This is a genomic window from Aeromonas sp. Lyrl_2 (assembly GCF_051948815.1).
In the GTDB taxonomy this organism is placed as follows: domain Bacteria; phylum Pseudomonadota; class Gammaproteobacteria; order Enterobacterales; family Aeromonadaceae; genus Aeromonas; species Aeromonas veronii.
In genome coordinates, this window is sequence record NZ_JAYJLJ010000021.1 from 15,625 (window position 1) to 40,940 (window position 25,316).

Here is a 25,316-nt window from a genome sequence, read left to right on the forward strand (position 1 = left end):
TACCGGTTGCCACAGAAGGTGCTCATCGCTTTGTCCCAGCTCCCCATCGTTTCGGTATTGCCCGAACTCTTTGCCGCCCTCGACAGCCACACCAGCGTGATCCTGCAGGCGCCCCCCGGCGCGGGCAAATCGACCCAGCTGCCGCTGGAGCTGGTGCGTCAGAACCGGCTGCCCGGCCGCATCATCATGCTGGAACCAAGGCGCCTGGCTGCGCGCAATATCGCCACTTTTCTGGCCCGTCAGCTGGGGGAGAAGGTGGGCGAGCGCATCGGCCTGCGGGTGCGTGGCGAGAGCCGCACCAGCGCAGCAACCCGGCTCGAGATCGTCACCGAAGGGGTGCTGACCCGGATGTTGCAGCAAGACCCGGAGCTGACTGGCGTCTCGCTGGTGATCTTCGATGAGTTCCATGAACGCAGTCTACACGCCGATACCGCGCTGGCCTTCGCCATCGAGAGCCAGCAAGGGCTGCGCGATGACCTCAAGCTCTTGATTATGTCCGCAACCCTGGATGGCATGGCACTCGAGACCTTGTTGCCGGATGCCCCTGTGGTTCGCTCCGAGGGGCGCGGTTTTCCCATCGACTATCACTACCGCCCCGCCAATCGCCAGCAGTGGCTGGAGCCGCAGGTCAGCGCCGTAGTATTGGAGGCGCTGGCCGCCCACCGCGGCAGCCTGCTGGTCTTTCTGCCGGGACAAGGGGAGATCGAGCGGCTGGCACAGTGGCTGGAAGGGCGGCTGCCGGATGATGTGACCCTCGCCCCCCTCTACGGTCGCCTCGACATGGCAGCACAGCAGGCGGCCATCGAGCCGGCACCTGAGGGCCGCCGTAAGCTGGTGCTCACCACCAATGTGGCGGAAACCTCCCTCACCATCGAGGGGATTTCGGTGGTGATCGACAGCGGGCTGGAACGACGGGCATCGTTCGATCTGAAAAGCGGCGTCACCCGACTGGAGACCCGCCAGATAGCCAAATCCTCCGCCACCCAGCGGGCAGGCCGTGCTGGTCGCCTCGGCCCCGGCGTCTGCTACCGGCTCTGGAGCAGCGAGGTGCAGGAGCGGCTCGCCGAGCAGAGCCCGCCAGACATCCTCACTCAGGAGCTGACCGGCCTGCTGATAGATGCCGCCCAGTGGGGCGCCAAGGTAGAAGATCTGCCGCTTCTCGATATGCCTCCCGCCGCCGCGGTGGCCAGCGCCCAGCGGCTGCTGGTGGCTCTTGGTGCCATGAAGCCGGAGGGTGAGCAACAACTCACTCCCGCTGGCCGCGCCATGGCCGCCTTCGGTACCCACCCTCGTCTCGCCCGCATGCTGCTGCGCGCCCGCGAGCTGGAAGCTGAAGGTCTGACAGGGATTGTCGCCGATGCCGCTTATCAGGTGGCGTTGCAGGAAGAAGATCTGCGAGGATCGGAGCGCCTTTCTGTGCTGTTCCACCGCCGTCAAAGTGCCCTGCGCCAGAGCGCGGCCCGCTGGTTTGAACGGCTTGGCGCCCGCCCTGCCTGTGCGCAGGGTCAGTGGCTGGGGCTGCTCTGCGCTCTCGCCTGGCCGGATCGCATCGGCAAACTGCGTAGCGGCAGTCGCTATCAACTCAGTGGTGGGGTGAGCTGCGATCTGGTAGAAGGTCATCCCTGTCAGGGACAAGCCGCCCTTATCGCCATCGAGATGGGGCAGAACGATCGCGGCAGCCGCATCTTTATCGCCGAACCGGTCGATCTGGACGAGCTGGTACGCCTGCTGCCGGAACTGGTGAGCGAACGGCAGTGGTTCGACTGGGATGAGCGGGAAGAGCGGGTGCGCGCCGAGCGCCAGCAGGTGATCGGCGAGCTGGTGCTGAGCCAGCGACCGCTGACCGAACTCTCTGACGAGCAGAAAGGACGCTGCCTGCTGCAAGGCATTCGCCGCAAGGGGCTGCATGTGCTGCCGTGGGACGAGAGTAGCGAAGGGCTGCTGGCTCGTCTGCGCTGTGCCCGCGACTGGCTGTCTGATGAGGGGTGGCCCGCGATGGATGACGAAAGCCTGCTGGCCACGCTGGAACAGTGGCTGCTGCCAGCGGTGAGCGGTATGACCCGGCTGGAGCAGCTGAAGAGGCTCAATATGAGCGACATCCTGCGCCAATCCCTGCCCTGGCCGCTGCCCAAGCGGCTGGACGAGGCGCTGCCGAGCCACTTTGCGGCACCGACCGGCAGCCGGGTGCGGATCCGCTATCAACCGGGGCAAGCACCGGTGATCCCGGTGCGCATTCAGGAGATGTTCGGCCAAGGTTCGACCCCCTGCGTGGCCGATGGCCGGGTACCGCTGGTGGTGGAGCTGCTCTCCCCCGCCCAGCGACCGCTGCAGATCACTGCCGATCTGGCTGCCTTCTGGGCTGGCTCTTACGAGCAGGTGAAGAAAGAGATGAAGGGGCGCTATCCCCGCCACTACTGGCCGGATAATCCGCTGGAAGCGATGCCGACCAAGGTCACCAAGAAGAAGATGGGCATCTAGGTTCGACGGGTTAATCCCGCTCGGACGTTCGCGAATGCGACATAACAAGTAGAAAGGAAAGCAAAGAGGATTTATGGCAACCCAACGACGCAAGCGAGCCCCCAAGAAGGCAGCGCCCAAACGCACCATCTGGCGCAAGCTGTTCTGGCTTGGCTTCAAGCTCTCCCTGGTGGTGGCGGCCTTTATGGTGGTGTTTGGCATCTACCTCGATACCAAGGTGCGCGAGCGCTTCGATGGCGAGAAGTGGCAACTGCCGGTGATGGTCTACAGCCGTCCGCTGGAGCTCTACCCCAGCCAGCGCCTGTCGCGGGACCAGATGCTGCGCGAGCTCAATATGCTGAGCTACAAGCAGGTACGCCAGCCTCACACGCCGGGTGAATACACTATCAACGGCAACCGCATCGAGCTGATTCGCCGTCCGTTCGAGTTCTATGACGGCGCCGACGGAGCCCGTGGCCTGCGCCTCACCTTCAACGGCCCGCGCCTCGAGGGGATCCAGTCGCTGGAGAACCAGCGCCAGCTCGGTTACGCCCAGATGGACCCGGTGCTGCTCGATCGCCTCAATACCGAGGATCGGGAAGATCGCCTGCTGGTGCGTATCGCCGAAGTGCCCGACAGCCTGCTAGTGACCCTGCTCACCACCGAAGATCGCGACTTCTACCAGCATGGCGGCGTCTCGCCAGTGGCCATCATGCGGGCCATGTTCGCCAACCTGATCGCGGGTCGCACCGTGCAGGGGGGCAGTACCCTGACCCAGCAGCTGGCCAAAAACTTCTTCCTGACCCGTGAACGCAGCCTGTGGCGAAAACTGCAGGAAGCCTATATGGCGGTGCTGATCGACTATCGCTACAGCAAGGACGAGATCCTGGAGTCCTACCTCAACGAGGTCTATCTGGGGCAGAACTTCTCGCAAGGGGTCTACGGTTTCGGCCTCGCCTCCTACTTCTACTTCGGCATTCCGGTCAACGAGCTGGATATCGATCAGGTCGCCCTGCTGGTCGGTCTGGTGAAAGGCCCCTCCTATTACGATCCCTGGCGCTTCCCTGAGCGGGCCAAGACCCGCCGTGATCTGGTGCTGAAGCTGCTGATGGATCACGGTAGCCTGACCCAGGCCGAGTATGAACTGGCCAGCCGTCAGCCCCTCGGCATCATCGCCCGCGGCCAGATGAGTTATGGCCGCACCCCGGCCTTTATGGGACTGCTCAAGCGAGAGATCCAGAGCCGCTTCGGCGCCGATCTGCTCAAGCAGTCCGGCCTCAAGATCTTCACCAGCCTCGACCCCATCGCCCAGCATGCGGCCGAGCGGGCGGTCGAATCGGGCCTCGCCGATATCGAGAAACTGCGCGGCAAGAAGAAGCTGGAGGCGGCCATGGTGGTCTCCGACTGGCACAAGGGCGAAGTAGTCGCACTGGTGGGTGGCCGCGATCCCCGCTACGCCGGGTTCAACCGGGCGCTGGATGCCCGCCGCCAGATCGGCTCGCTGGTGAAACCGGCGGTCTACCTCACCGGCCTCTCCAACGGCCTGACCCTGGCAACCCCGCTCAAAGATCAGCCGATCCGCATTCGCGGTCAGGATGGTCAGGTCTGGACGCCGCAAAACTACGATCGCAAGTTCCGCCAGAGCGTGCCGCTGATGGATGCATTGGCCAGCTCCCTCAACGTGCCGACCGTCAATCTCGGTCTGCAGGTGGGGCTGGAAAAAGTGGTCGATACCCTGCACAAGCTGGGAGTCCAGCAGGAGATCCAGCCCTATCCGTCGCTGGTGCTGGGGGCGGTCGCCCTCTCCCCGCTGGAGGTGAACCAGATGTATCTGCCCATCGCCAATCAGGGGCTAACCCAGCCGCTGTCGGCCATTCGCGCCGTAGTCAACGGGGATGGCAGCCTGCTCTATCAGCATGATCAGACCGCCAAGCGGGTCACCGACCAGCAAGCAAGCTGGCTGACCCTGTTCGCCATGACCAAGACGGTGAGTCAGGGCACGGCCCGCGCCCTCAGTGCCAAGTTCCCGGGCGCCACCATGGCGGCAAAGACAGGCACCACCAACGAGCTGCGCGACTCCTGGTTTGCCGGGATGGACAACAACGAGCTGGTCAGTATCTGGGTCGGTCGCGACGACAACACCCCGGCGGGCTTGACCGGTGCCAGTGGTGCCCTGCAGCTCTTTAGCGGCTACATGAGCCAGCGCGGCGTCAACAGTCTGGGATTGAAGATGCCGGAAGGGGTCACCTGGGCCAACTTCTCCCGCGCCAGCGGCACCCGCGTCACCAGCGACTGCCCGGGCAGCCTGCAGGTGCCGGCCAAGGCATCCACCATGGGCTCCCCGGCCGGCTGCGCCAGCAGCGCGACGCCGCGCAGTGCGCTGGATGAATGGTTCGGCGGTTTCTTCAACTAGATCAACGACACGGGCAGCGCAGGCTGCCCGTTCACTATGCTGCTGACAAGGAAACACCATGACCTTTCCGCTGTTTGACTCCATCCACCATGTGGCCATCATCGCCAGCGATTACCCACGCTCGCGCCACTTCTACCACGAGGTGCTGGGGCTGCCCATCATCGCCGAGACCCTGCGCGAAGAGCGCCAGTCGTGGAAACTGGATCTGGCCCTGCCGGACGGCAGCCAGCTGGAGCTGTTCAGCTTCCCCTCGCCTCCCGAGCGTCCCTCTCGCCCCGAGGCGTGCGGCCTGCGCCATCTCGCCTTTCGGGTCAGCGACCTTGACCGGGTCATCGCCCACCTGCTGGCCCATCGGGTCGAGGTAGAGCCGGTGCGGGTGGACGAGCTGACCGGCAAGCGCTTTACCTTCTTCGCCGACCCCGACGGCCTGCCGCTGGAGCTCTACGAAGCGCCGCGCTGAGCCTGCATCGACCAAACAATCAGCCAAACAACAGCCGCCCGGCGAAACCGGGCGGCTTTTCTTATTGCTTCAGGTTATCAGGCGGTAGTCAGCATAACGACAGCCAGCGCCATCACCATCATGCCAGCCCAGCCGATGGGCTTGAGCCGCTCACCGAAGAAGAGCAAACCGCCCAGCGCCGTACCGACGATGCCGATAGCCCCCCAGGTGGCGTAGGCAACAGCCAGGTCAATCTGGCCGCCACTTACCGCTTCCGAGAGCAGGGTAAAGGCGCCGAGTACCAGCATGATCCCCAGGAATCCCCACCCCTTGTAACGAAAACCCTTGGAGCGGTTGATAGCCATATTGGCGCCGATATCGATCAGTGCTGCACCCAGTACAATCACAAACGGACTCATGCTGTGGCCTCCGCTTCTACTGACTTGTCTGCGGGCTCATCATGGGTCTCCCCCATGGTCACCATAACAATCCCCACTATCGCGAGAGCCAGGCCAATCAGCTCCTGAACGGTCACATCGTAACCAAGGAACATGACCGACACTATGGTGATCAAGGTGATCCCGAGCCCCTCCCAGAGCGCAAACGCAATACCAATGGAGATTGTTTTGGCGGCTTTCGCCAGCAACCAGTACGAGAAACCGATCAACAGCCACATCGGGATGTAATTCATCCAGCCAGCCCCCTGCTCGGGGATCATGGCCATGCTGGAGGTACCGGCGACCTCGGTCACGATGGCGCCGGTCAAAAACAGCCGGGCCAGAAACATACGACTTAATAACATATAAGATGCCTTTGTTGCTTCGACGGGAGAGATGGTAAACGGGGAGAAGCAACTTGCGACAATCGCTCAGCGTCGATTATTCCGACGCCGCAGGTTTGCCTTGCCTTGGTTTGGCACGCTAAGGTGATGGTGAAAAACTCCGCCACAGCCTGTAAAACATGAAGCTATATCAAATAGAACTCTTTGTAGAGTCCGCCAATAGCGGTTCTATTGCCAACACCGCCCGTCGCCTCGGCAAAAGCCGCAGCGCCGTCAGCACCGCCATCGCGGCGCTGGAAGTTGAGCTTGGCGTCGAACTTTTTGAACGAGGTGCCAATCAGAGTCGTCTGACCGAGATCGGCGAGCTGGTGCTTGATGATTGCACCCGCCTGCTGCAGGCAGCCAACAGCCTGCAGCAGAAGTGCAAACATTACGCCTCGGGGGCCGAAGTGGCGCTGCGAGTCGCCCGTGATGACGCCATTCCCGAGCCGGTGTGGCGCGAGATGCTGGCCAGCCTGCACAACCAGTTTCCCGGCACCAGTATCTCGCTGGTGCTCGCCTCTCCGCCTGAACTGCCGGCGCTGGTGGAAGAGGGATTCGTCGATGCTGCCTTTGGCCTTATTACCGAAGATCAGGAGCGCAGCGGCCTCAATATCGACGTGCTCAACCCGATCCGCACCCTGATGGTGGTGGCACCCAGCCATCCGCTGGCCGGACTGAAGCGGGTCAAACAGCAGGATCTGACCGATCACACCCAGGTCACCCTCTCGTATGTAGATGAATTTTCGGTAAAAAGTCTGCTACCTGTGGGAGGCCAGCATATCGGCCTCTCCAGCTTCGAGTTGATGCGCAATGCGGTGCTGGACGGGCTGGGCTGGGCAGTACTCCCCTCGCCGCTGATCCAGAGTCAGCTGCGACAAGGCTCCCTGCTGACCCTGAAACACAAGTTCAGCCTGCAGTGGCGGGATTACGGGGTCTATCTGGCGGAAAACGCCTATCACGGCAAGGTGTTGGCCTGGTTGAAGAAGTCGATCCAGGGGTATCTGGAACCTTTCGAGTAGCGATAAAGAGGCGGAGCCAGCTCACGATATCTACTTATCCTGATGATCCGAGCGGATGTGATCGTGCATACTGTTCACATACTCATTGAGCGCCGGAGGCGTAACCGATATGAGCAGTGCCCAAGACAAGGACGATATCTTGCTGGACGACGACATCATCGAACTCGATGATGAGGAGGTCGTGGTCCCCAAGGCACTCAACCCATGGCAAGTGCTGATCGTGGATGATGAGCCGGATATCCATCATGCCACCCGCCTGGCCCTCTCCAACATTCACTACAAATCCCGTCCGCTGGAGCTGCTCAATGCCTACAGCGGCGCCGAAGCTGGCCGCATGCTGGAGGCCAATCCCAGGATTGCGCTGATCCTGCTCGATGTGGTGATGGAGACAGAAGACGCAGGTCTGCGGCTGGTACACCGGATCCGCAACGAAATGCACAACTCACTGGTGCGGATCGTGCTGCGTACCGGCCAACCCGGCCAAGCCCCCGAGCAGCGGGTGATCCTCGATTACGACATCAATGACTACAAGACCAAGACCGAGCTGACGGTACAAAAGCTCTACACCACCGTCATCGCATCCCTGCGTTCATACGAAACCCTCAGTGCCATCGACAAGAGCCGCCAGGGGCTCGGAAAAATTCTGGAAGGGGCGGGCGATCTCTACCATCTTCATTCACTCAAGGAGTTTGCCTCCGGCGTGCTGAAACAGATCAGCGCCATTCTCGATGTGGGCACCGAAGGGGCTATCTGCGCCGAGCGCCGTCCCGGCGAACAGGGGCTGGAGATCCTCGCCGCTACCGGCGACTACGAGACTCTGCTGGATGATGGCAAGATCACCGACTTCCCCACCCTCAATGACTCGGTCCTGAAGGCACTGGCGGCGCGCAGCAACCGTTTTGAACACCCGCAGGACTCCCTCTATATCGCCGCCCAGAATGGTCGCGAGTTCGTGCTGAGTTTTACCCCGACCCAGCCCCTCGATCCCCTCGAGTGCGACCTGCTGGATGTCTTCTGCCAGCGCATCTCGGCGGCCTACGACAACCTCTATCTCTACAACCAGTTGCTGCGCGCCCAGGAGGCCACCGTGGTGGCGCTAGCGGCGCTGGCGGAGTTTCGCGACTCCGATACCGGCGAGCATGTCTTGCGGGTGCAGAAGCTCTCGGATGCCATCGTGGCCGAATTGAAGCAGATGGCGGCCTATCCCGAGCAGCTGACCCCGGAGTTTGTCGAGATGATCGGCATGGCCTCCATCCTGCACGATGTGGGCAAGGTGGGCACCCCGGACCATATCCTGCACAAGCCCGGCCGTTTCGACCCGGAAGAGCGGGCCATCATGGAGCAGCACGCCGGCATCGGCGCCAATATCCTGCACAAGGCGGGCGAAATGGTGGAGGGAACCAGCTACCTCTCGCTGGGGGCAGAGATCGCCCGGGGCCACCACGAGCACTTCGATGGCAAGGGCTACCCGCAGCAGCTGGCTGGCCAGCAGATCCCGCTGTCGGCGCGGATTGTGGCGGTAGTCGATGTATTCGATGCCCTGCTCAGCAAGCGCCCCTACAAGGAGCCCTGGACGCTGACGCAGACCATGGAGTATATCCAGTCCCGCTCCGGCACCCAGTTTGACCCTCATGTAGTGACAGCCCTGTCGCGACTGGTCAACGAATCGAGACTCCCCTACTCGCTCTGACCCTCTTTGCTCGCAACTCCACATGCCCTGCCGGTGACCAAGGTCAGCGGCAGGGCATCAAAACAGCCGTTTTGTTGCATCCCGCACACATCAAAGCGCCGCAAAGCGGAAACATCCCCCTTCTTTGTTAGCGATAGCCGCTGAAATATGGTCATTTAACATCACATCGCTATAATATCGGCCTGCAAACCTGATACTAACAACGAAGGAATTATCATGAGCCTGAACCTGGTACCGGCCGGCAAGAGCCTGCCCGACGATATCTATGTCATCATCGAAATCCCGCAGAATGCCGACCCGATCAAATACGAAGTCGACAAGGACAGCGGTGCTATTTTCGTCGATCGCTTCATGTCTACCCCGATGTTCTATCCGTGCAACTACGGCTACGTGAACGCGACTCTCTCTCTGGATGGTGACCCCGTCGACGTACTGGTTCCGACCCCCTACCCGCTGCTGGCCGGTTCCGTCATTCGCTGCCGCCCGGTTGGCGTGCTGAAGATGACCGACGAATCTGGCGAAGATGCCAAGATCGTTGCCGTACCGCACTCCAAGCTGACCAAGCAGTACGACCACATCCAGGATGTGAACGATCTGCCGGAACTGCTGAAAGCTCAGATCCAGCACTTCTTCGAGCGCTACAAAGAGCTGGAAGCGGGCAAATGGGTCAAGGTGGAAGGCTGGGGCGACAAGGCCGCTGCCGAAGCCGAGATCAAGACCTCTGCCGAACGTTACGCTGCCAAGTAAGCGTCACTTCGCTTGTAAAAAAGGCGCCTTATGGCGCCTTTTTTGTCGGTGTTTGCGGCAGCTGACCGGCCGCATCTTCGGCAGGATTGCCCTGAATGTATATTTCACGACCATCTTTCTGGTAGGGACGATAGTAATCACCGCCACAGCGATAGCCACCGCCCGGCTGGCTCATCAGCTCGCAGTTGACCGGTAACACCTCCAGCCACTTGATGGCCTGCTGGTAGCGCAGCCACTCCTGCCATTCGTGTTCGCGCGCCAGCTGGTCACGCAGGGCAAAGGTATCCGCAATGGACATCCCCTTGTTGACGATCACCTGACCCGCCATGGCTGGCAGGCTGAGCAGCCCAAACAGCACTATGATCCAAGGCTTCATAACCCCTCCAGAGTGACTTAATTTCACAATTAAATTAAAAGTCACATCAATCTGTTATCCAGATCACAAAACGAAACATCACCAAAGTGGTGCCGGCTCACCTAGTTGTTAATTATCGTCCACGGCAGGAAGCACCACCATGAAGCTGACCCCCGCGCTGTTGCTCAGCCTCACTCTCAGCACCACCCTTGGTGCTACAAGCAACGCCAGCGAGATCAACATGAGCTGGCAGTGGCAATCCACCGATGGCCAGCGCAAGCACTTCCAGCTGACCACCGACGATCAGGTGATGGCCGCCAGTCGCCACGAGATGAGCCTGCTGAAGGCCTCTCTCACCAATCCGCTGGAGACCCTTTACGCCTATATCAGCCCGCGGCTCTACAACAGCATCAACCTGATAAATCAGAGCAGCCCCGAGACCGCTACCAAATTTCGCAATCTGGAGCAGGCCTTCACCCTGCGGGACGACAGCATGGAGTCGATGCTGTTCTGGCAAGCCTACCAGCAGTATCAGGAGGATGCCTTCTACCAGATGAGGGTGGTGCCCTGCGTTCATCCGGCCAATCGCAAGCTGCCTTGCGTGCGCCCCGATTACTCCCAGCTCTTCTACCACTTCAAAGGGCACCTCAAGCCACTGGCGCAGCAATTTGCGGCCAAGGATCTCGCCACCAGCGTCAGCCTGCTGCAGGAGTGGCTGAACGCCATCCCCACCCAGCCGGAGCAGCTGGATCACTTCGCGCCGCCGCTGCAGGCGCTGCAAGATAACAAGGCCGACAGCGACGAGAAGGCGCTCTTGATGGCCAGCCTGCTGGCAGAGCTGGCGCCGCAATATGTGCTCAGCATCATCTATCCGGATATCAGCATCGGCAGCGTCTCCCCTGCCTGGCTGGCCATTACGGCAGACAGTGGCGTACCCGGTGATGTGGTGGTGATCAACAATCAGCGCCATGTGCTGCTGACCGGCTCATCCCTGCTGGCCCAGAAGATGACCATGGCCAAGATCCCCCTCATCAGCGAGTCGCTCTACTGACGCAGACAGCTCAGACCAGCTGCCAATTCATTGATTTTTATCGATGTCATGCCATCCTTGCCGCCCTTGCCAGCCAACCACCTGACTGGCGGGGCGCCGACGCTTCTGAATTGCGATCTTATTTAACACTTTTTAAACAGATCCGATCAGTTTAGGATGAAGCTCGCCCATTCCCTCAATCCGAAACTCGTTATAACATAACAAATGGAGTGTCATCAGGATGAAACATCTCGTACTTACTTTGGCGCTGCTGCCATCTCTGGTCTTTGCTCACAACTTCAAGGATGGCAACCCGGTGCCGCTGGTCAATGTCAGTGACAAGGGTGAGCTGGTACTGAACGGCAAGGATATCGGCTACCAGCCGTGGCAGAGCACCTCGCTCACCGGCAAGGTGTTCCTGATCCAGCATATTGCCGGTCGCTCCAGTGCCAAGGAGCTGAACGCCCCGATGATCGAGGCGATCAAGGCCGCCAAACTGCCGCAAGACAAGTACCAGACCGTTACCGTCATCAACAGCAATGACGCCATCTGGGGCACCTCCGGCTTCGTGAAGAGCAGTGCCGAGGACAGCAAGAAAGAGTTCCCCTGGTCCGCCATGGTGCTGGATGCCAAGGGCATGGCGCGCAACGCCTGGGATCTGACGCCGGAAAGCTCGGCGATCATCCTGCTGGATAAAGAGGGCAAGGTGCTGTTTGCCAAAGATGGCCAGCTCGATGCCAACAACATTGCTACCGTGATGGGGCTCATCAAGTCCCATCTCTAAGTCAGAGAGAAAGGGCGCTGATGGCGCCCTTTCCATAAGGGTCTATGGGTCGTATCAAGCTGAAAATCTGGATCTTGCTGCTGGGCTGGTTATGGCTGCAGCCTGCCCTTGCCCGGCACCAGTTTGAATCCGTCCTGCCCGGCCACGACGACCATCACTGCCTGGTTTGCGCCCTCCATCTGGATGGCAAACAGGTCATCACCGCCACCCCCTATTGTTTCCCCAGTTCGACCTCTGTTCTGCCCGCTGTTGCAACCATGCAACGCTCGGCGGATACCGCCACGCTTCACAGCTATGCCATCCGTGCGCCGCCCGCCTCTGTTTTTCTCTATCCCTTTGTTTTATTTCGCTATTTGTTTTGAAAAAGGATTAAAGATGAAAGCAGTTACTCTGTTGCTGGCCGCAGCGGCCTTTGGCGCACACGCAAATCACGACGAACACGAGAGCCACAGCCACGGCGCCCACGAGCATGGCCACGGCCACCTCAATCTGGTGGTCGATGGCGACCAGTTGATGATCGAACTGCAGGCACCCGCAGCCGATCTGGTGGGCTTCGAGCACGCCGCCAAGAGCGATGAAGAGAAGGCGCAATATGCCAAGGCGGTCGCCCGCCTCCAGCAACCTGACGCCCTGTTTCGCTTCGACCCGGCCGCTGGCTGCAAACTGACCCAGCAGGAGCTGCAAGCTGCCAAAGAAGAGCATGATCACGACCATGACCATGACCATGACCATGACCATGACAAGGCTGCCAGCGACAAACATGAAGACCACCATGATCATGACGAAGCGGGTCACGCCGATATGGGCGCCATGTATACCTACACCTGCGCCACCCCGGCCAAACTGACCGGCCTTGAAGCGACCCTGTTTAGCGTCTATCCAAGCCTTGAGAAGCTGAGCGTGCAGGGGATCCTGCCCACCGGCCAGACCGCAGCAGAACTGACCCCGTCCGCCAACAAGCTGAGCTGGTAACGCCATGAAAAAAGCCGTGGTTGAGATCCGCGATCTGGCCTTTGCCTGGCCAGGTGGCGATGCTGTACTCGATCTGCCCGCCCTCACCATCCGCGAGGGTGAGAGGGTCTTTATCAAGGGCCCGTCGGGCTCTGGCAAGTCGACCCTGCTCGGGTTGCTGGCCGGGATCCAGACCGCCAACCACGGCACCCTGGAGGTGCTGGGCCAACCATTGGCCCGGCTCTCTGGCCGTGCCCGTGACCACTTCCGGGCGGCCAATCTGGGTTATATCTTCCAGCAGTTCAATCTGCTGCCCTTTCTCTCGGTGCAGGACAACGTGACCGCTGCCCTCACCTTTTCGCCCGCCAAACGGGCCCGCCTGCAAGGGAGTCCGGAGCAGGAGGCGCGCCGTCTGCTGGCGGAGCTGCAACTGCCGGATGACGCACTGCATCGCCCCGTCCATGCCCTCAGCATTGGCCAGCAGCAGCGGGTGGCTGCCGCACGGGCGCTGATCGGCTCGCCGCCACTGGTGATCGCCGACGAGCCCACCTCGGCCCTCGACACCGACAACCGGGCCGCCTTTATCAAGCTGTTGTTCGAGGAGTGCGACAAGCAGGGCTCGACCCTGATCTTCGTCAGCCACGATCCTTATCTCGAACCCCTGTTCCCGCGGGTCGAAAACCTGCAACAGCTCAACCGGAGGGCATCATGCTGAGCACCGTTCAACGCTGCGTCTCCCTGATGAATGCCATGCGTACCCACGCGGTACGACAACAAAACAGGAGGGTCACGTGCTAAAGCTCGCCCTGCAAAGTCTCTGGGCCCGCCGCCTCACCGCCGGGCTCACCCTGCTGGCCGTCGCCATCAGCGTCACCCTGCTGCTCGGGGTGGAACGAGTGCGCACCCAGGCCCGTGAAAGCTTCTCCAACACCGTCTCGGGGACCGATCTCATCGTTGGCGCCCGCTCCGGTCAGGTTAACCTGCTGCTCTACTCGGTGTTTCGCATCGGCAACCCCACCAACAACGTGGGGTGGGATTCCTATCAAGCCATCAAGCAGAAACCCGGCGTTGCCTGGACCATCCCGCTTTCCCTTGGTGACTCCCACAAGGGATTTCGGGTGCTCGGCACCAATGGTGACTACTTCACCCACCTGAAGTACGGTCAGCAGCAGTCGCTGCAATTGCGGGAAGGGCGGCCATTCGACACGCCGTTTGAAGCGGTACTCGGCGCCCAGGTGGCCGAGAAGCTCGGCTATCACCTCGACCAATCCATCGTCATCGCCCACGGCGCTGGCAACACCTCGTTCAGCCAGCACGACAATCTGCCATTCAAGGTGGTGGGTATTCTGGCGCCGACCGGTACGCCCATTGATCGCACCATCCATGTGCCGCTGGCGGGGATCGAGGCGATCCATCTGGGCTGGGATACCGGCCGCCACAGCAAGAACGTGACGCCGGAGCAGGCGCTGGCGCAGGATCTCACCCCGAAAACCATCACCGCCTTTATGGTGGGCTTGAGCAACCGGATCCTGGCGTTCCAGCTGCAGCGCAGCGTCAACACCTATCCCAAGGAGCCGCTGATGGCGATCCTGCCGGGCGCCGCCCTGCAGGAGCTGTGGAGCCTGATGAGCGTGGCGGAAACCGCGCTGTCGGTCATCGCTGGTTTTGTGGTAGTCGCTGGCCTTATCGGCATGCTGACTACCCTGCTGGCGGGGCTTAACGAGCGGCGCCGGGAGCTCGCTATTTTGCGATCCCTCGGTGCGGGCCCTGCCCACCTGTTCCTGCTGCTGGCGCTGGAGGCCATGGCGCTGACCACGGTCGGCATCGCTCTCGGGGTCGCCGTGCTCTATCTGGGGCAGGGGCTTGCCTCGCCCTGGCTGCTCAGCCACTATGGCCTGCAACTGAGTCTGGGGCTGCCGAGCGCCTACGAGTGGCAGCTACTGGGGGTAGTGTGGCTGGCAGGCATGGTGATCGGCCTGCTCCCTGCTGCCCGCGCTTACCGCTACAGCCTGAGCGATGGCATGAGCATTCGCGTCTAGCGAGACGCCCTAAATAGAAACAGAAGGACAGATGATGAAGTGGAAAATTGTGGCGCTGCTCGCCAGCCTGCTGGTGCTGCCCGCCCTGGCCGCCGATTACAAGACCATCGACTGGGATGTGCTTATCCCGGAAGGGGAGAAACTGCTGCCACCGCCCCAGGTCAATCACGAAGATCCCATGTCGGTGCCGCAACCGGTGGGCGGGGTAAACAAGAAGCTGGACAACCAGGATGTGCGCATTCCGGGCTTCGTGGTGCCGCTGGAAGGGGATGCCAAGAAGATCACCGCCTTCCTGCTGGTGCCCTACTTCGGCGCCTGCATCCATGTGCCGCCGCCCCCCACCAATCAGGTGATCTATGTGAGCTACCCCAAGGGTGCGCCGGTGGATGATCTGTGGGATGCCATCTGGGTGAAGGGCAAGATGCGCACAGTCAGCTCCAGCCACGAGATGGCCACCGCCTCCTATTCGATGGAAGCGGTCGAGGTGAGCGTCTACGAGGAGTAATCCTCCCGTTGCAAAAAAAGCGGCCTCCACGGAGGCCGCTTTGTTATCTTGGCATCCCGGTTGGAGTAACATTCAGCTCCAGAACCTGTGCGAATGGAGTCAGCATGGCAGACCTCCCCCCCCCGAAAAAAGAGAGTTCGATCCTGAGCAGCCAGGAGCAGACCCTGCGTCTGGCACGCAGTCGCGGCATCGACGGCATGCTCACCCGCAATACCGACAGCACCTTCGAACAGCGCGCCACCTTTCGCCATCTGGCGGATCAGGCCGCCCGTCAGCGCAATCTGGAAGCCATCATGGTGATGGCCTCCCGCCACTGCGAAGAGACCGCGGCTGGCGGCGAGATGGACAGCGACTGGCTGACCCGCTTCCTGCAACTGGCGGAAGATATCAGCATGGTGCCGATGCAGCAGCTGTGGGGGCGGATCTTCGCGCTGGAAGTCGCCACGCCGGGCCGCTTCTCCATTCGGGCGCTCGCCACCCTCAAAGAGATGACCCAGCGCGAGGCCCAGCTATTCCAGCGCATCTGTTCACTGACTTGCCACTACACCGGCAGCGACGAGCAGCGACTGCTGCTGGGGCTGCACAAGGGGGCCACCCTGCTGAGTCGCGCCAAGGCAACGCGCCTTGGCCTTGGCAAATACCGACTGCCCTACAACGCCCTGCTGCAACTGTTTGAGCTCGGGCTGCTGCATCGCGCGGAGCTGGAGTCCGGCCCGCTGCCCGCCGATGGGGTCGAACTGGAGTTTGGCAACCAGCGCTGGCGGCTGCAGTGCAAGCAGAACAACATCACCCTGCTCTACTACCGCCTCACCCCGGTGGGCAACGAGCTCGCCCAGCTGCTGCAAGAGTCGCCGCTGGAGGAGTACCTGCAGGATCTGAAAACCGTGCTGGTGCAGGGTATCCAGATTGAAGTGATGCAGCTCGTCAGCCCCCCCTCCTCACCCGCTCCCGACCCTCTCCCCTGATCTCTGGCGGGGCAGCGGATGCCCCGTCGGTTCATGGATCCTTCGCATCCAGCTTCTGACTCCCAGCTTATGGGCTTGACCAGAATAGGTTGCAAATTGCAGATGCCGCAGAGACACACCCCGTCTGCTCCGTTGCATATTGCAAACAGCAACGATCTTTTCCTGCCAAAACGGCACTAATAACATATCAATCATTAGCTTTTGCCAGCTGGCCCACCCCTTGCAGATGTCTTGATGTAGATCAAAATCTAACCATCACAGCTCGGGAGTAAGGCCATGAGAATCAATCAACCGGTTACCCAAAGAGAACGTCTCTATCCAGACCACCAGAGCCTCATCTCCACCACGGATCTGGAGAGCCGCATCACCTACGCCAACGATGAGTTCTGCGAGATAGCAGGCTTCCAGCTCGACGAGCTAGTGGGGGAACACCACAATCTGGTACGTCATCCTGACATGCCGAAACAGGCCTTTGCCGATCTGTGGAACCATATCCGCGAAGGCAAGAGCTGGATGGGGCCGGTGAAAAATCGCTGCAAGAGTGGCGATCACTACTGGGTCAGCGCCTTTGTCACCCCCATCAAGGATGCCAGCGGCCGGGTGGTGGAGTATCAGTCGGTGCGCACCGCCCCGAGCGAGGAGATCAAACAGCGGGCCGAGAAGGTCTATGCCGACCTTCGCAACAACAAGCTGCCGCTGGCGCTCAAGTTGCCCACCTTCTCCCATACCCTGACCATCAACCTCTGCCTGCTGCTGAGCCTGCTCGCCATGTTTGCACTGGGCTACAACCACGACATGAACTGGCAACTGGCGCTGGTCGCCCTGCCGCTGGCGATAGCGGCCATCACCCTGAATGCCCTCTCCCGTCGCCTCGGCAAGCTCAACAAGATGGCCCGCAGCCGCTTTGACAACCCGCTGATGCAGTTGCTCTACACCAACAAGGTGGACAACATCGCCGCCATCGAACTCTCGATGGTGATGAATCAGGCCGAGTTCAACGCCGTGCTGGCCCGCACCCAGCAGACTTGCAGCAAGATCCTGCAGGCCGCCGAGGGGGATCTGCGCAATGCCGAATCCATCACCGACAACCTGCAACAGCAGCAGGCCGAAACCAATCAGGTAGCGACCGCCGTGACCGAGATGTCGGAGTCCATTCGCGAGGTTTCACAGAGCTCCAGCGAATCCTCCAGCCTGCTGGACGAGACCGCCGACCTGTTCAAGAGCGGCAACCACAGCGTGGCCGAAACCGTGGCCGCCGTGGCGGGCATGAACAGCGAGCTGACCACCTCCAAGAGCGTGATCAGTGCGCTGGTCGGCCACTGCCGCGATATCGACGGCATCCTCGATGTGATCAACAACATCGCCAACCAGACCAACCTGCTGGCACTCAATGCCGCCATCGAAGCGGCCCGGGCTGGCGAAGCGGGTCGCGGCTTCTCGGTAGTAGCCGACGAGATCCGCACCCTCGCCATCAAGACTCAATCCTCGACCAGCGAAATCCAGAAGATGATCACCGAGCTGCAAACCAGCGCCGGGGATGCAGAACAGGCGATGGAGAAGGGCTGCCAACTATCCGAGAGCTGCCAGCAAAAAGCCTCGGCGACCGGCACCATCCTGCAGCAGATCAACAATATGCTGCAGCAGGTGGCCTCCGGCAGCGGCCAGATTGCCCAGGCGGTGCAGGAGCAGTTCCACGTCACCGCCGAGATCAACCGCAACGTGCTCAGCATCAAGACCCTGGCCGATGACTCCAGCGTCGGCAGCCAGCACGCCGTGCACGGCATCACCCAGCTGGTAAACCAGTTAAGCGATCTCGACCGGCTGGTACGCCAGTTCCAGAAAGGGGCTCCGGCAACCCAAAGCCGCTACGAAGTGGCCGCCACCCGCGCCGTTCCGGTTCGCCAAGCCAGATAACCACTACCCAAACAATCACCGCAGACAAACCCTATGGGCCTTTGGGTCCATAGGGTTTTTTAATGCCCGCCAACAAAAGGCGACACTGCCGTTTCACCGTTCGATTTTCCCCAGCTCTGATGGCCAACACTGTTGAGCGGTTATATCGCCACCCGTTATTTATTAATTTATTGATCTTGCTCAGAAAACCACCCGCTTGCGCTTTTCACCCCAGCCCCGTTCGGTAACATAGCCGCTTGGCAACCTCTCGCAGGAGTCAGCCATGAACCAAGTCAGTGCCAAATCGCAGGTAAAGCAGCAAGCTGGAGGCTGAAATTCAGGGGCGGTAGCGTTGCTTGATGAAACGGATAAGCTCGTGATGGAGTCATATATCTCCTCGATATTTCAACATTCATGTTCTGATTGTTAATTAATAAGGAAGGATACAATAATGGCTATTAATAATGAAAAAGATTTAGGAAAAGCTCTTAACGAAGATCAAGATACCATTGAGATAGAAGGCAGCTTAAGAGATAAAGTAATAAAAATTAAAGCAACTGGTAAGGTTGCATGGGTTATTGCAATCGGAGCCATAGGAGTTGCTGTGGTTGCGATTCTTTACCCCGTACCAGAACCGGCAACTCAAGCAAGCGCAAAAGGTATCGCCGCATTAACAGGAGGAGCTGCCGTCGGGATCTTAGGTGCTGGAACAGCTATGAGCGCGATAGCTATCTCTGTTGCATCTGGAGGTGTCGCAGCGCTTAACAAACTCAGGAGTTATAAAATAATTAGCAATTCAGGTGACAAGCTCGTTCTAAAGAAAAGCTAAAAATAGTATCACTAGGCAGTAAATCACCATAGCTTTGCTTTGGAGTTATGCAACTAGTTTAATTACTCATCATCAGCAAGAATCATTTAATGCCAAAAAATAAAATTTCCAGCGATCCTAGATTTCACTATGAAATATGGAAAGGGCCATCATTAGAATATAAAAAAAGCCATAAATCAATCTTTTATGTTGAAAACCATAATACTTCATGTGGGTATTCTGAACTTGCTATCGACTTTGGCATGGCCGCTGATGAATTAATTGAACAATACCGTATTTCAGGGATTGCAAATTGGATCGCACCAGTTGCTCACATATCGAGACAAGTAATTGAGCTACATTTAAAAGCATTAATGCATTCAATAAATACTTTTGACAAAAACTTTGATGCTGCACCTCTTAATAGCCATGATCTTGAAAAAATATGGTTAGCTTGCAGAGATTGGCTCATCAGTTATGGTTACAAAATTAATAATGATGCTCGCCTTGAAATGACAAACAATATTATTACTGCATATCATGAAATTGACCCTTCCGGAGACCTATTTCGTTTTGGCATATCTAGAAAAATCGCGTTCAATAAGCAGAAGAGCTATGACCGTGTAGGTATATTTTTAGAAAATTTTGAAAAGGAGTTCAAATCGGCACAATGCCTTCTTCGTCACTGGGAGGCAGTAGTATTTAGAGAGTGTGTCAAAATTGAAATGGGCTGGGAGAATGACCCATATTTTGATCCAGACAACTTCCCAAGAAACTCGTAATTCCCACATTGTTGCATCTAAAATTTTAATACTAAGGGGCGGTCACGTGGTTGTGGTAGGTTGGCTCAGAGCGTAGCGAAGCCCAACAGACGAGCATGAGCACCGCAACCAGAGTGGAATAAACACGGGTTGGAGCATTCGGTAAAACAGATGTGCAGATACGTTTCGCGGTAAATGTTGGGCTTTACTTCGTTCAGCACCAACCTACGATTTTTAGCAAAATATACGAGATAATGGTTAAATTAAAATATGAGTCTGGATAGAAAGCTTATTGAGTTTCGGAAAAAGATAAAATCCCATCAAAGTATGGTGATAAACTCTATTACTGAAGAGCATTCAGTAAATATCTGTATATTTTGTGGCGAAATTCATAACTTGACTAAAGAGCATGTCATTCCACAATGGGTTTATGAACGCTGTACAAAAAGAACTTTTATCACAACAACCAATAGAAATGCGCAGACATATAATAAAACTACCGTTCCCGCATGCCCAGATTGCAACAATAGTATTCTTGGCGAATTAGAAAGATACCTTACTCATAAATTTAGTGAAATTGATCTGCGCTATGAATACTTCACGAATGATGAGTTAGATAAAATAATTCTATGGCTAGAAATTATTGAATACAAATTTCACATACTTGATCTTCGTAGAAATTTAAATAAAGTTCAAGGTGCGGACTATATTCCTTATATTGGTAAAATGCCTATCGCCATGTTTCAAGGCCCAATAAATCAGAGTCCATCAAAAGTATTTTCTAACCTCCGAAATGCTCTAAAAACACTTACAATTAAATCGAAATTACAAAAACATAACTCACTGTGTGTTTTGCGTACAAAAAATCCAGATTTTTATTTCTTCCATTCAACTAACAATTACATTTTTATAGAGTTAGCTCAGTACAACATCGCCTTTTTTTATTTCTATAAACAAAAGTTCGCAACTGCTGCAGAGGCGACTGCGCTAGCACAAGAGATCGTAAAAAAAGAGTATTCAGCAACAAACATAATAAATAATTAGTTTGGTAGCGCACACCGCTCCACAATTAAAAGTTAAAGCAATAAAAAGGAGAGAGCATGGGTTTATTTGGCTTAAGTGGTCCCGAAGAAAGTTCGGCCCTTATAGAAGGGTGCTATACGCTTCAAGAAATACCAGGTAGGAAAATTACAAAGTCACTTGGTTTGATTGAATATACAAAAAAAGGAATCGCCGGAGATATCCCAAAAATAAGTGATGAAATATTTCGCAGCTTATTCTCTGCCGCTAAAGAGAAGGGAGCCAATGCTGTAGTAAATGTACGTCTTGTTTCCGGCTCTTATCACGCGCAAGGCTCGCAGTGGGAAGTCACATATGTGGTAGCTTATGGTGATGCTGTGATTGCAGAATGAAAAATGCTCTAACAATGCGCTTTTGTATGACGATTCACCACGATGCGGCTTGCGCCACACTGCTTAAACGTTAGCCCGTAGGTTCGAATAGCGCAGCGTATTCGGACAATCGCGAATAACTCCACCGCGGTATAAGCAAGGATCGGAAGATCCTCTTACGGGATTGCTATCGGCTGCCTTGGGGTGGCTCAAGGCTCATCGGTGCCACTATAAGCTGGATTTATGGGTTTTCTGATAATGACCCACTTTTGCTTATAGTGGCTACCGCCAGCCCATCAGCGCCTGTAGTAGCCAACTGGCCGGCTGCCGGGCGCTTGTTATAGGTTCTACCGATCCAACTACAGGTAGTTCCCTTGCCGCAGGGCGGTGAGCAGCTCATCCACAAGCGCAGCGACCGGCTTGCCGGCGTTAAGCAGATGGATCTCCGGCTGCTCCGGTGCCTCGTAGGCGGAGTCGATACCGGTAAAGTTGCGAATTCCCCCTGCCCTAGCCTTCTTGTAGAGCCCCTTGGGGTCGCGCTCTTCACAGATGGCGAGCGGTGCATCGACAAAGACTTCGACAAACTCCCCTTCGCCCAAGAGGCTGCGCACCAGCGCCCGCTCGGCACGAAATGGCGAGATAAAGGCGGTGAGCACGATAAGGCCCGCATCCACCATCAGTTTTGTCACCTCACCGACCCGGCGGATATTCTCCTGCCGCGCGGCGTCATCGAAACCGAGATCGCCACAGAGACCGTGGCGCACATTGTCCCCATCCAGCAAATAGGTGTGCTTGCCTTGTGCCGCCAGCGCCTGCTCCAGCGCCCCCGCCAGGGTGGATTTGCCCGCCCCGGAGAGCCCGGTAAACCAGATCACCAGCGGCTTTTGCCCTTTAAGCTCGGCCCGGCTCTGTTTGTCCACGGCATGTTTGTGCCACACGATATTGCTCATCCAATACTCCTTGATTGGCGCTCGCGCCTCAAAACTTAAACTGTCCGGCACCACGGGGAGCCGCCTCGGACTATCCGCCGACAACGTGCTGATGCCATGGCATTACTCATCCAACACCCCTTGATTGGCGCTCACGCCTTAAAACGGAAACAGCAGGGGCACCATCACAATCACCCCGAGGCTATAGGCCAGCGAGACCGGCAAGGCCAGCTTGAGGTAGTCCGGCATCTTGTAGTTGCCCGCGGCATAGACCATCAGGTTGGTCTGGTAGCCGTAGGGCAGGATAAAGCTGGAGCTCGCCCCGAACAGCACCGCCAGAATAAACGGCATGGTCGAGACATCCATGCTGAGCGCCAGCTGGTAACCCATGGGGAAAGCCAGCGCGGCGGCGGCGTTGTTGCTCATCAACTCGGTCAGCACCAACGTAAACACATAGATACCGATAAAGGCGATGATGGGGCTGGCACCGTTGAACTCCCCCATCAGCCAGTCGGCGATAAGCTTGGCCAGTCCGCTCTTTTCCAGCTGATCGGCGATGGCGAGCGCCCCGCCCACCACCAGCCAGATATCCAGCGGAAAGCGGCGGCGGATCTCGTCCAGGGTCAGGATGCGGGTGAGCAGCAGCGCCACCAGCATCAGCAGCAAGCCCTTGAACAGCGGCACCAGCTCGAACACCGAGAGCGCCAGCACCCCGAGAAACCCCAGCACCACGGCGGCGCTGCGCTTGCCATCGAGGCGGGTGGAGGCTTCCAGCCCGCTCACCACCACAAACTCCCGCCCCAGCGACTTGTTACGGGCAAACTGGGGGCCGGGGGCCAGCAGCAGGGTATCACCGGCGTGCAGTTCAATCTGGCCGAGGCCGCCGGTAAGCTGGGTTTCGCCGCGACGCACCGCCAGCACCACCGCATCGAAGTGGGTGCGAAATTCGGCATCCTTGATGGTCTGACCCACCAGCCGCGAGCTGTGGCTGACGATCACCTCCACCAGATGCTGGCCGTTGAGGCGGTGCTGGCCGTAGAGATCCAGCCCCTTCATCTCCTGCAACACGCCGACGCTCTCCACATCGCCGCAAAAGAGCAGTACGTCCCCTTCGTGCAGCTCGTGTTCCGGCTGCACCGGGCAGATCACCTGCTCACCGCGAATGATTTCCGCCAGATAGAGGCTTTTCAGGCTGCGCAGGCCGTTCTCCTTGACGCTGCGCCCCGCCAGCGGTGAACCGGCGCCCACCTTGGCTTCGAGAAAGTAGCCGGTTTCGCGGCTCATCTCGGTGTCCTGCTCCGGCAGGTGACGGGCAAACAGCAGCACGGCCACCAGGCCGGTCAGCAGGGTGCCCGCCCCCACCATAAAGAAGTCGAACATGCCGAGCGGCGGCGCCCCCATCTTGATGAGGAAGCTGTTGACGATCAGGTTGGTGGAGGTGCCGATCAGAGTCAGCACCCCGCCAAAGGTGGCCGCGAAGCACATGGGCAGCAGCAGACGCGACGGCGCGTGGTTGGGGTTGCGTTTGACCGCTCCCAGCATGGAGGCCACCACGGCGGTGTTATTGACGAAGGCCGACAGAAAGGCGGTGGAGAACCACACCTTCACCAGCACCTTGTTGAATGAACCCGTGCCCACCAGATTGGCGAACCAGCTCATGATGCGGGTCTTCTCCACCGCCAGCGACACCAGCAGCAACAGCACCAGGGTCAGCAGGGCACTGTTGGTGTAGCCCGCCACCACGGCATTGATATCCGCCAGCCCGCTCAGGTAGGTGATGAGCACGGCGCCCGAGAAGAGCAGCGCCGGGCGGAGTTTGCCCTGGATCAGCAGGGCCACGAGAGCAGCCAGCAGACCCAGCACCAGGAATTGTTGCCAGGTCATGGGCTTACTCCTTGCTTGTGTCGTTACCGATGGCAAGGGCTTGCCAGTGCGGGAAGTGCTTGCGCACCAGCGCATTGAGCTCGATCTCGAACTCGCTGTAGTGCCCTTTTACCGCTTTGGCGGCCAAGCCTTCCACTATCATGCCGGCGCCGACGGTGACGTTGGTCAGCCGGTCGATCAGGATAAAGCTGCCGGTATCGCGGATCTCCTGATAAGGGTCGAACGCCACCGGATCGGTGAGGCTCAGCTCGCACAGGCCGATCTCGTTGAGCTTGAGCTCGCTGGCGGGCAGCTCGTCCAGCTTGTTGATCTCGATGCGGTGGCGGATAGCCTCCACCTGACCGCGACTCTTCTTGGTCGCCAGTTTGACGTCGTAGACCCGGCCCGGTTGCAGGGACTCCTCCCCCATCCAGACGATATGGGCCAGCAGATTCTGGGTCACTTGCGGCCGCTTGGCGGCATCCACCAGCAGGTCGCCGCGACTGATGTCGATCTCGTCGGCGAAGGTGACCGTGATGGCCTGACCCGGCAGGGCGTACTCCAGATCTCCGTCGAAGGTGACGATGCGGGTCACCGTGCTCTCTTTGCCCGACGGCAGCACCGCAAGCCGGTCGCCCACCCGCAGGATGCCGGAGGCCAGCGTGCCCGCGAAGCCGCGAAAATCGAGGTTGGGACGATTTACATACTGCACCGGCAGGCGCACCGGATGGCGCTCCAGCTCTCGTTCCACCTCAGCGGTTTCAAGCAGGGAGAGCAGGGTTTCGCCTTCGTACCAGGCCAGCTTGTCGCTCTGGTTGACCACGTTGTCACCGTCCAGCGCCGAGACCGGCACGATATGGATGGTGTCGACGCTGAGCTTCTTGGCGAACTCGCGGTAATCGGCACTGATGCGCTCGAACACCTCCTGACTGAACTCCACCAGATCCATCTTGTTGACCGCCACCACGAACTGCTTGATGCCGAGCAGGCTCGCAATAAAGCTGTGGCGGCGGGTCTGATCCAGCACGCCTTTGCGGGCGTCGATCAGAATGATGGCCAGATCGCAGGTGGAGGCGCCGGTGGCCATGTTGCGGGTGTACTGCTCGTGGCCCGGGGTATCCGAGATGATAAATTTGCGCTTGGCAGTGGAGAAATAGCGGTAGGCCACGTCGATGGTGATGCCCTGCTCGCGCTCCGCTTGCAGGCCGTCTACCAGCAGTGCCAGGTCCAGCTTCTCGCCGGTGGTGCCGAGCTTCTGGCTGTCGGACTCCAGCGCTTTGAGCTGATCTTCATAGATCTGCTGGGAGTCGTGCAGCAGGCGACCGATAAGGGTGCTCTTGCCGTCATCCACGCTGCCGCAGGTGAGAAAACGCAGCAGACTCTTGTGCTGCTGGGCGTGCAGATAGGCTTCGATGCCCTGTTCGGTGATGGCGGTCTGAATATGGCTGTTCATG

25 protein-coding genes are annotated in these 25,316 nt (G+C 58.5%); 19 read left to right on the plus strand and 6 right to left on the minus strand.

Features of this window, described 5'->3' with window-relative positions; all coding sequences use genetic code 11:
- Positions 1-30 precede the first annotated feature (30 nt).
- From hrpB to gloA2, 3 genes are all read left to right on the plus strand, one after another.
- Positions 31-2,478, plus strand: a complete 2,448-nt coding sequence (hrpB, locus tag VF684_RS16955; RefSeq protein WP_139440712.1) for an ATP-dependent helicase HrpB — start codon at positions 31-33, stop codon at positions 2,476-2,478.
- Between the two features lie 73 nt (positions 2,479-2,551).
- Positions 2,552-4,870 carry a penicillin-binding protein 1B gene (gene mrcB / locus VF684_RS16960; protein ID WP_139440713.1) on the plus strand — a complete coding sequence of 773 codons (2,319 nt, stop codon included), beginning with the start codon at positions 2,552-2,554 and terminating at the stop codon, positions 4,868-4,870.
- A 58-nt stretch (positions 4,871-4,928) separates the two neighbouring features.
- Complete coding sequence (gene gloA2 / locus VF684_RS16965) at positions 4,929-5,330, plus strand: SMU1112c/YaeR family gloxylase I-like metalloprotein (protein WP_139440714.1); 402 nt, start codon at positions 4,929-4,931, stop codon at positions 5,328-5,330.
- A 77-nt stretch (positions 5,331-5,407) separates the two neighbouring features.
- On the opposite strand, the gene VF684_RS16970 is transcribed toward gloA2, so the two are convergent.
- Positions 5,408-5,728 (minus strand): SMR family transporter, encoded by a 321-nt coding sequence (locus tag VF684_RS16970; RefSeq protein WP_005335659.1) that lies wholly within the window; start codon positions 5,726-5,728, stop codon positions 5,408-5,410.
- On the minus strand, positions 5,725-6,111 hold the full coding sequence (locus VF684_RS16975) for a DMT family transporter (RefSeq protein WP_005335660.1): 387 nt from the start codon (positions 6,109-6,111) through the stop codon (positions 5,725-5,727). Before VF684_RS16975 ends, VF684_RS16970 begins: the two co-directional genes overlap by 4 nt.
- A gap of 158 nt (positions 6,112-6,269) precedes the next feature.
- Here VF684_RS16975 and VF684_RS16980 point away from each other — a divergent pair, with 158 nt between their 5' ends.
- The 3 genes from VF684_RS16980 to ppa all read left to right on the plus strand — a co-directional run bounded on the left by VF684_RS16980 (position 6,270) and on the right by ppa (position 9,588).
- Positions 6,270-7,151: a LysR family transcriptional regulator gene (locus VF684_RS16980; RefSeq protein WP_005354677.1), complete on the plus strand. Its 882-nt coding sequence runs from the start codon at positions 6,270-6,272 to the stop codon at positions 7,149-7,151.
- A 109-nt stretch (positions 7,152-7,260) separates the two neighbouring features.
- Positions 7,261-8,841, plus strand: a complete 1,581-nt coding sequence (locus VF684_RS16985; RefSeq protein ID WP_005335665.1) for a DUF3369 domain-containing protein — start codon at positions 7,261-7,263, stop codon at positions 8,839-8,841.
- A 216-nt stretch (positions 8,842-9,057) separates the two neighbouring features.
- Positions 9,058-9,588, plus strand: coding sequence for an inorganic diphosphatase (gene ppa / locus VF684_RS16990; protein ID WP_005335667.1), 531 nt, complete (start codon positions 9,058-9,060; stop codon positions 9,586-9,588).
- Positions 9,589-9,616: 28 nt separating this feature from the next.
- On the opposite strand, the gene VF684_RS16995 is transcribed toward ppa, so the two are convergent.
- Positions 9,617-9,964, minus strand: a complete 348-nt coding sequence (locus tag VF684_RS16995) for a hypothetical protein (protein WP_005335669.1) — start codon at positions 9,962-9,964, stop codon at positions 9,617-9,619.
- 139 nt (positions 9,965-10,103) lie between these two features.
- Between VF684_RS16995 and VF684_RS17000 the strand changes: the two genes are divergently transcribed.
- The 13 genes from VF684_RS17000 (at position 10,104) to VF684_RS17060 (ending at position 21,091) form a co-directional block, all read left to right on the plus strand.
- Positions 10,104-10,994: a hypothetical protein gene (locus VF684_RS17000; protein ID WP_440174339.1), complete on the plus strand. Its 891-nt coding sequence runs from the start codon at positions 10,104-10,106 to the stop codon at positions 10,992-10,994.
- Between the two features lie 220 nt (positions 10,995-11,214).
- A complete protein-coding gene (locus VF684_RS17005) occupies positions 11,215-11,757 on the plus strand; it encodes a YtfJ family protein (protein WP_005343253.1) in 543 nt (180 codons plus the stop codon).
- A 44-nt stretch (positions 11,758-11,801) separates the two neighbouring features.
- Positions 11,802-12,119 (plus strand): hypothetical protein, encoded by a 318-nt coding sequence (locus tag VF684_RS17010; protein ID WP_440174340.1) that lies wholly within the window; start codon positions 11,802-11,804, stop codon positions 12,117-12,119.
- Between the two features lie 13 nt (positions 12,120-12,132).
- Positions 12,133-12,729: a DUF2796 domain-containing protein gene (locus tag VF684_RS17015; protein ID WP_421244570.1), complete on the plus strand. Its 597-nt coding sequence runs from the start codon at positions 12,133-12,135 to the stop codon at positions 12,727-12,729.
- Between the two features lie 4 nt (positions 12,730-12,733).
- Positions 12,734-13,423 (plus strand): ABC transporter ATP-binding protein, encoded by a 690-nt coding sequence (locus tag VF684_RS17020; protein WP_005335686.1) that lies wholly within the window; start codon positions 12,734-12,736, stop codon positions 13,421-13,423.
- Positions 13,424-13,499: 76 nt separating this feature from the next.
- Positions 13,500-14,747 (plus strand): ABC transporter permease, encoded by a 1,248-nt coding sequence (locus VF684_RS17025; RefSeq protein WP_042052401.1) that lies wholly within the window; start codon positions 13,500-13,502, stop codon positions 14,745-14,747.
- 31 nt (positions 14,748-14,778) lie between these two features.
- Positions 14,779-15,252 (plus strand): DUF3299 domain-containing protein, encoded by a 474-nt coding sequence (locus VF684_RS17030; RefSeq protein WP_026034852.1) that lies wholly within the window; start codon positions 14,779-14,781, stop codon positions 15,250-15,252.
- Between the two features lie 104 nt (positions 15,253-15,356).
- Entirely contained in the window at positions 15,357-16,217 is an 861-nt protein-coding gene (locus VF684_RS17035; RefSeq protein WP_005354697.1) for a TIGR03899 family protein, read from the plus strand.
- Positions 16,218-16,493: 276 nt separating this feature from the next.
- On the plus strand, positions 16,494-18,131 hold the full coding sequence (locus VF684_RS17040; RefSeq protein ID WP_440174341.1) for a methyl-accepting chemotaxis protein: 1,638 nt from the start codon (positions 16,494-16,496) through the stop codon (positions 18,129-18,131).
- Between the two features lie 430 nt (positions 18,132-18,561).
- Positions 18,562-18,939: a hypothetical protein gene (locus VF684_RS17045; protein ID WP_159144340.1), complete on the plus strand. Its 378-nt coding sequence runs from the start codon at positions 18,562-18,564 to the stop codon at positions 18,937-18,939.
- Between the two features lie 89 nt (positions 18,940-19,028).
- Entirely contained in the window at positions 19,029-19,700 is a 672-nt protein-coding gene (locus VF684_RS17050; RefSeq protein WP_440174342.1) for a hypothetical protein, read from the plus strand.
- A 249-nt stretch (positions 19,701-19,949) separates the two neighbouring features.
- A complete protein-coding gene (locus VF684_RS17055) occupies positions 19,950-20,723 on the plus strand; it encodes a hypothetical protein (RefSeq protein WP_236563053.1) in 774 nt (257 codons plus the stop codon).
- A 56-nt stretch (positions 20,724-20,779) separates the two neighbouring features.
- Positions 20,780-21,091 (plus strand): heavy metal-binding domain-containing protein, encoded by a 312-nt coding sequence (locus VF684_RS17060; RefSeq protein WP_159144343.1) that lies wholly within the window; start codon positions 20,780-20,782, stop codon positions 21,089-21,091.
- Positions 21,092-21,429: 338 nt separating this feature from the next.
- Here the strand turns inward: VF684_RS17060 and cysC are convergent, their stop codons facing one another.
- The 3 genes from cysC to cysN form a co-directional block, all read right to left on the minus strand.
- Positions 21,430-22,020: an adenylyl-sulfate kinase gene (gene cysC, locus VF684_RS17065; RefSeq protein WP_440174343.1), complete on the minus strand. Its 591-nt coding sequence runs from the start codon at positions 22,018-22,020 to the stop codon at positions 21,430-21,432.
- A gap of 138 nt (positions 22,021-22,158) precedes the next feature.
- Positions 22,159-23,883, minus strand: a complete 1,725-nt coding sequence (locus VF684_RS17070; protein ID WP_440174344.1) for an SLC13 family permease — start codon at positions 23,881-23,883, stop codon at positions 22,159-22,161.
- A 4-nt stretch (positions 23,884-23,887) separates the two neighbouring features.
- On the minus strand, positions 23,888-25,315 hold the full coding sequence (cysN, locus tag VF684_RS17075) for a sulfate adenylyltransferase subunit CysN (protein WP_440174345.1): 1,428 nt from the start codon (positions 25,313-25,315) through the stop codon (positions 23,888-23,890).
- Between the last annotated feature and the right edge of the window lies 1 nt (position 25,316).

What these genes read in the sequence shown, in the direction of transcription:
- VF684_RS17045 (WP_159144340.1), top strand. Translation starts at nt 18,562, where the DNA reads ATGGCTATTAATAATGAAAAAGATTTAGGAAAAGCTCTTAACGAAGAT.
- VF684_RS17020 (WP_005335686.1), top strand. Translation starts at nt 12,734, where the DNA reads ATGAAAAAAGCCGTGGTTGAGATCCGCGATCTGGCCTTTGCCTGGCCA.
- cysC (WP_440174343.1), bottom strand. Translation starts at nt 22,020, where the DNA reads ATGAGCAATATCGTGTGGCACAAACATGCCGTGGACAAACAGAGCCGG.
- cysN (WP_440174345.1), bottom strand. Translation starts at nt 25,315, where the DNA reads ATGAACAGCCATATTCAGACCGCCATCACCGAACAGGGCATCGAAGCC.
- ppa (WP_005335667.1), top strand. Translation starts at nt 9,058, where the DNA reads ATGAGCCTGAACCTGGTACCGGCCGGCAAGAGCCTGCCCGACGATATC.
- VF684_RS16985 (WP_005335665.1), top strand. Translation starts at nt 7,261, where the DNA reads ATGAGCAGTGCCCAAGACAAGGACGATATCTTGCTGGACGACGACATC.
- VF684_RS17010 (WP_440174340.1), top strand. Translation starts at nt 11,802, where the DNA reads ATGGGTCGTATCAAGCTGAAAATCTGGATCTTGCTGCTGGGCTGGTTA.
- VF684_RS16995 (WP_005335669.1), bottom strand. Translation starts at nt 9,964, where the DNA reads ATGAAGCCTTGGATCATAGTGCTGTTTGGGCTGCTCAGCCTGCCAGCC.
- VF684_RS16975 (WP_005335660.1), bottom strand. Translation starts at nt 6,111, where the DNA reads ATGTTATTAAGTCGTATGTTTCTGGCCCGGCTGTTTTTGACCGGCGCC.
- VF684_RS16970 (WP_005335659.1), bottom strand. Translation starts at nt 5,728, where the DNA reads ATGAGTCCGTTTGTGATTGTACTGGGTGCAGCACTGATCGATATCGGC.
- VF684_RS17070 (WP_440174344.1), bottom strand. Translation starts at nt 23,883, where the DNA reads ATGACCTGGCAACAATTCCTGGTGCTGGGTCTGCTGGCTGCTCTCGTG.
- VF684_RS17015 (WP_421244570.1), top strand. Translation starts at nt 12,133, where the DNA reads ATGAAAGCAGTTACTCTGTTGCTGGCCGCAGCGGCCTTTGGCGCACAC.
- VF684_RS17060 (WP_159144343.1), top strand. Translation starts at nt 20,780, where the DNA reads ATGGGTTTATTTGGCTTAAGTGGTCCCGAAGAAAGTTCGGCCCTTATA.
- VF684_RS17035 (WP_005354697.1), top strand. Translation starts at nt 15,357, where the DNA reads ATGGCAGACCTCCCCCCCCCGAAAAAAGAGAGTTCGATCCTGAGCAGC.
- VF684_RS16980 (WP_005354677.1), top strand. Translation starts at nt 6,270, where the DNA reads ATGAAGCTATATCAAATAGAACTCTTTGTAGAGTCCGCCAATAGCGGT.
- gloA2 (WP_139440714.1), top strand. Translation starts at nt 4,929, where the DNA reads ATGACCTTTCCGCTGTTTGACTCCATCCACCATGTGGCCATCATCGCC.
- mrcB (WP_139440713.1), top strand. Translation starts at nt 2,552, where the DNA reads ATGGCAACCCAACGACGCAAGCGAGCCCCCAAGAAGGCAGCGCCCAAA.
- VF684_RS17000 (WP_440174339.1), top strand. Translation starts at nt 10,104, where the DNA reads ATGAAGCTGACCCCCGCGCTGTTGCTCAGCCTCACTCTCAGCACCACC.
- VF684_RS17055 (WP_236563053.1), top strand. Translation starts at nt 19,950, where the DNA reads ATGAGTCTGGATAGAAAGCTTATTGAGTTTCGGAAAAAGATAAAATCC.
- VF684_RS17005 (WP_005343253.1), top strand. Translation starts at nt 11,215, where the DNA reads ATGAAACATCTCGTACTTACTTTGGCGCTGCTGCCATCTCTGGTCTTT.
- VF684_RS17050 (WP_440174342.1), top strand. Translation starts at nt 19,029, where the DNA reads ATGCCAAAAAATAAAATTTCCAGCGATCCTAGATTTCACTATGAAATA.
- VF684_RS17040 (WP_440174341.1), top strand. Translation starts at nt 16,494, where the DNA reads ATGAGAATCAATCAACCGGTTACCCAAAGAGAACGTCTCTATCCAGAC.
- VF684_RS17030 (WP_026034852.1), top strand. Translation starts at nt 14,779, where the DNA reads ATGATGAAGTGGAAAATTGTGGCGCTGCTCGCCAGCCTGCTGGTGCTG.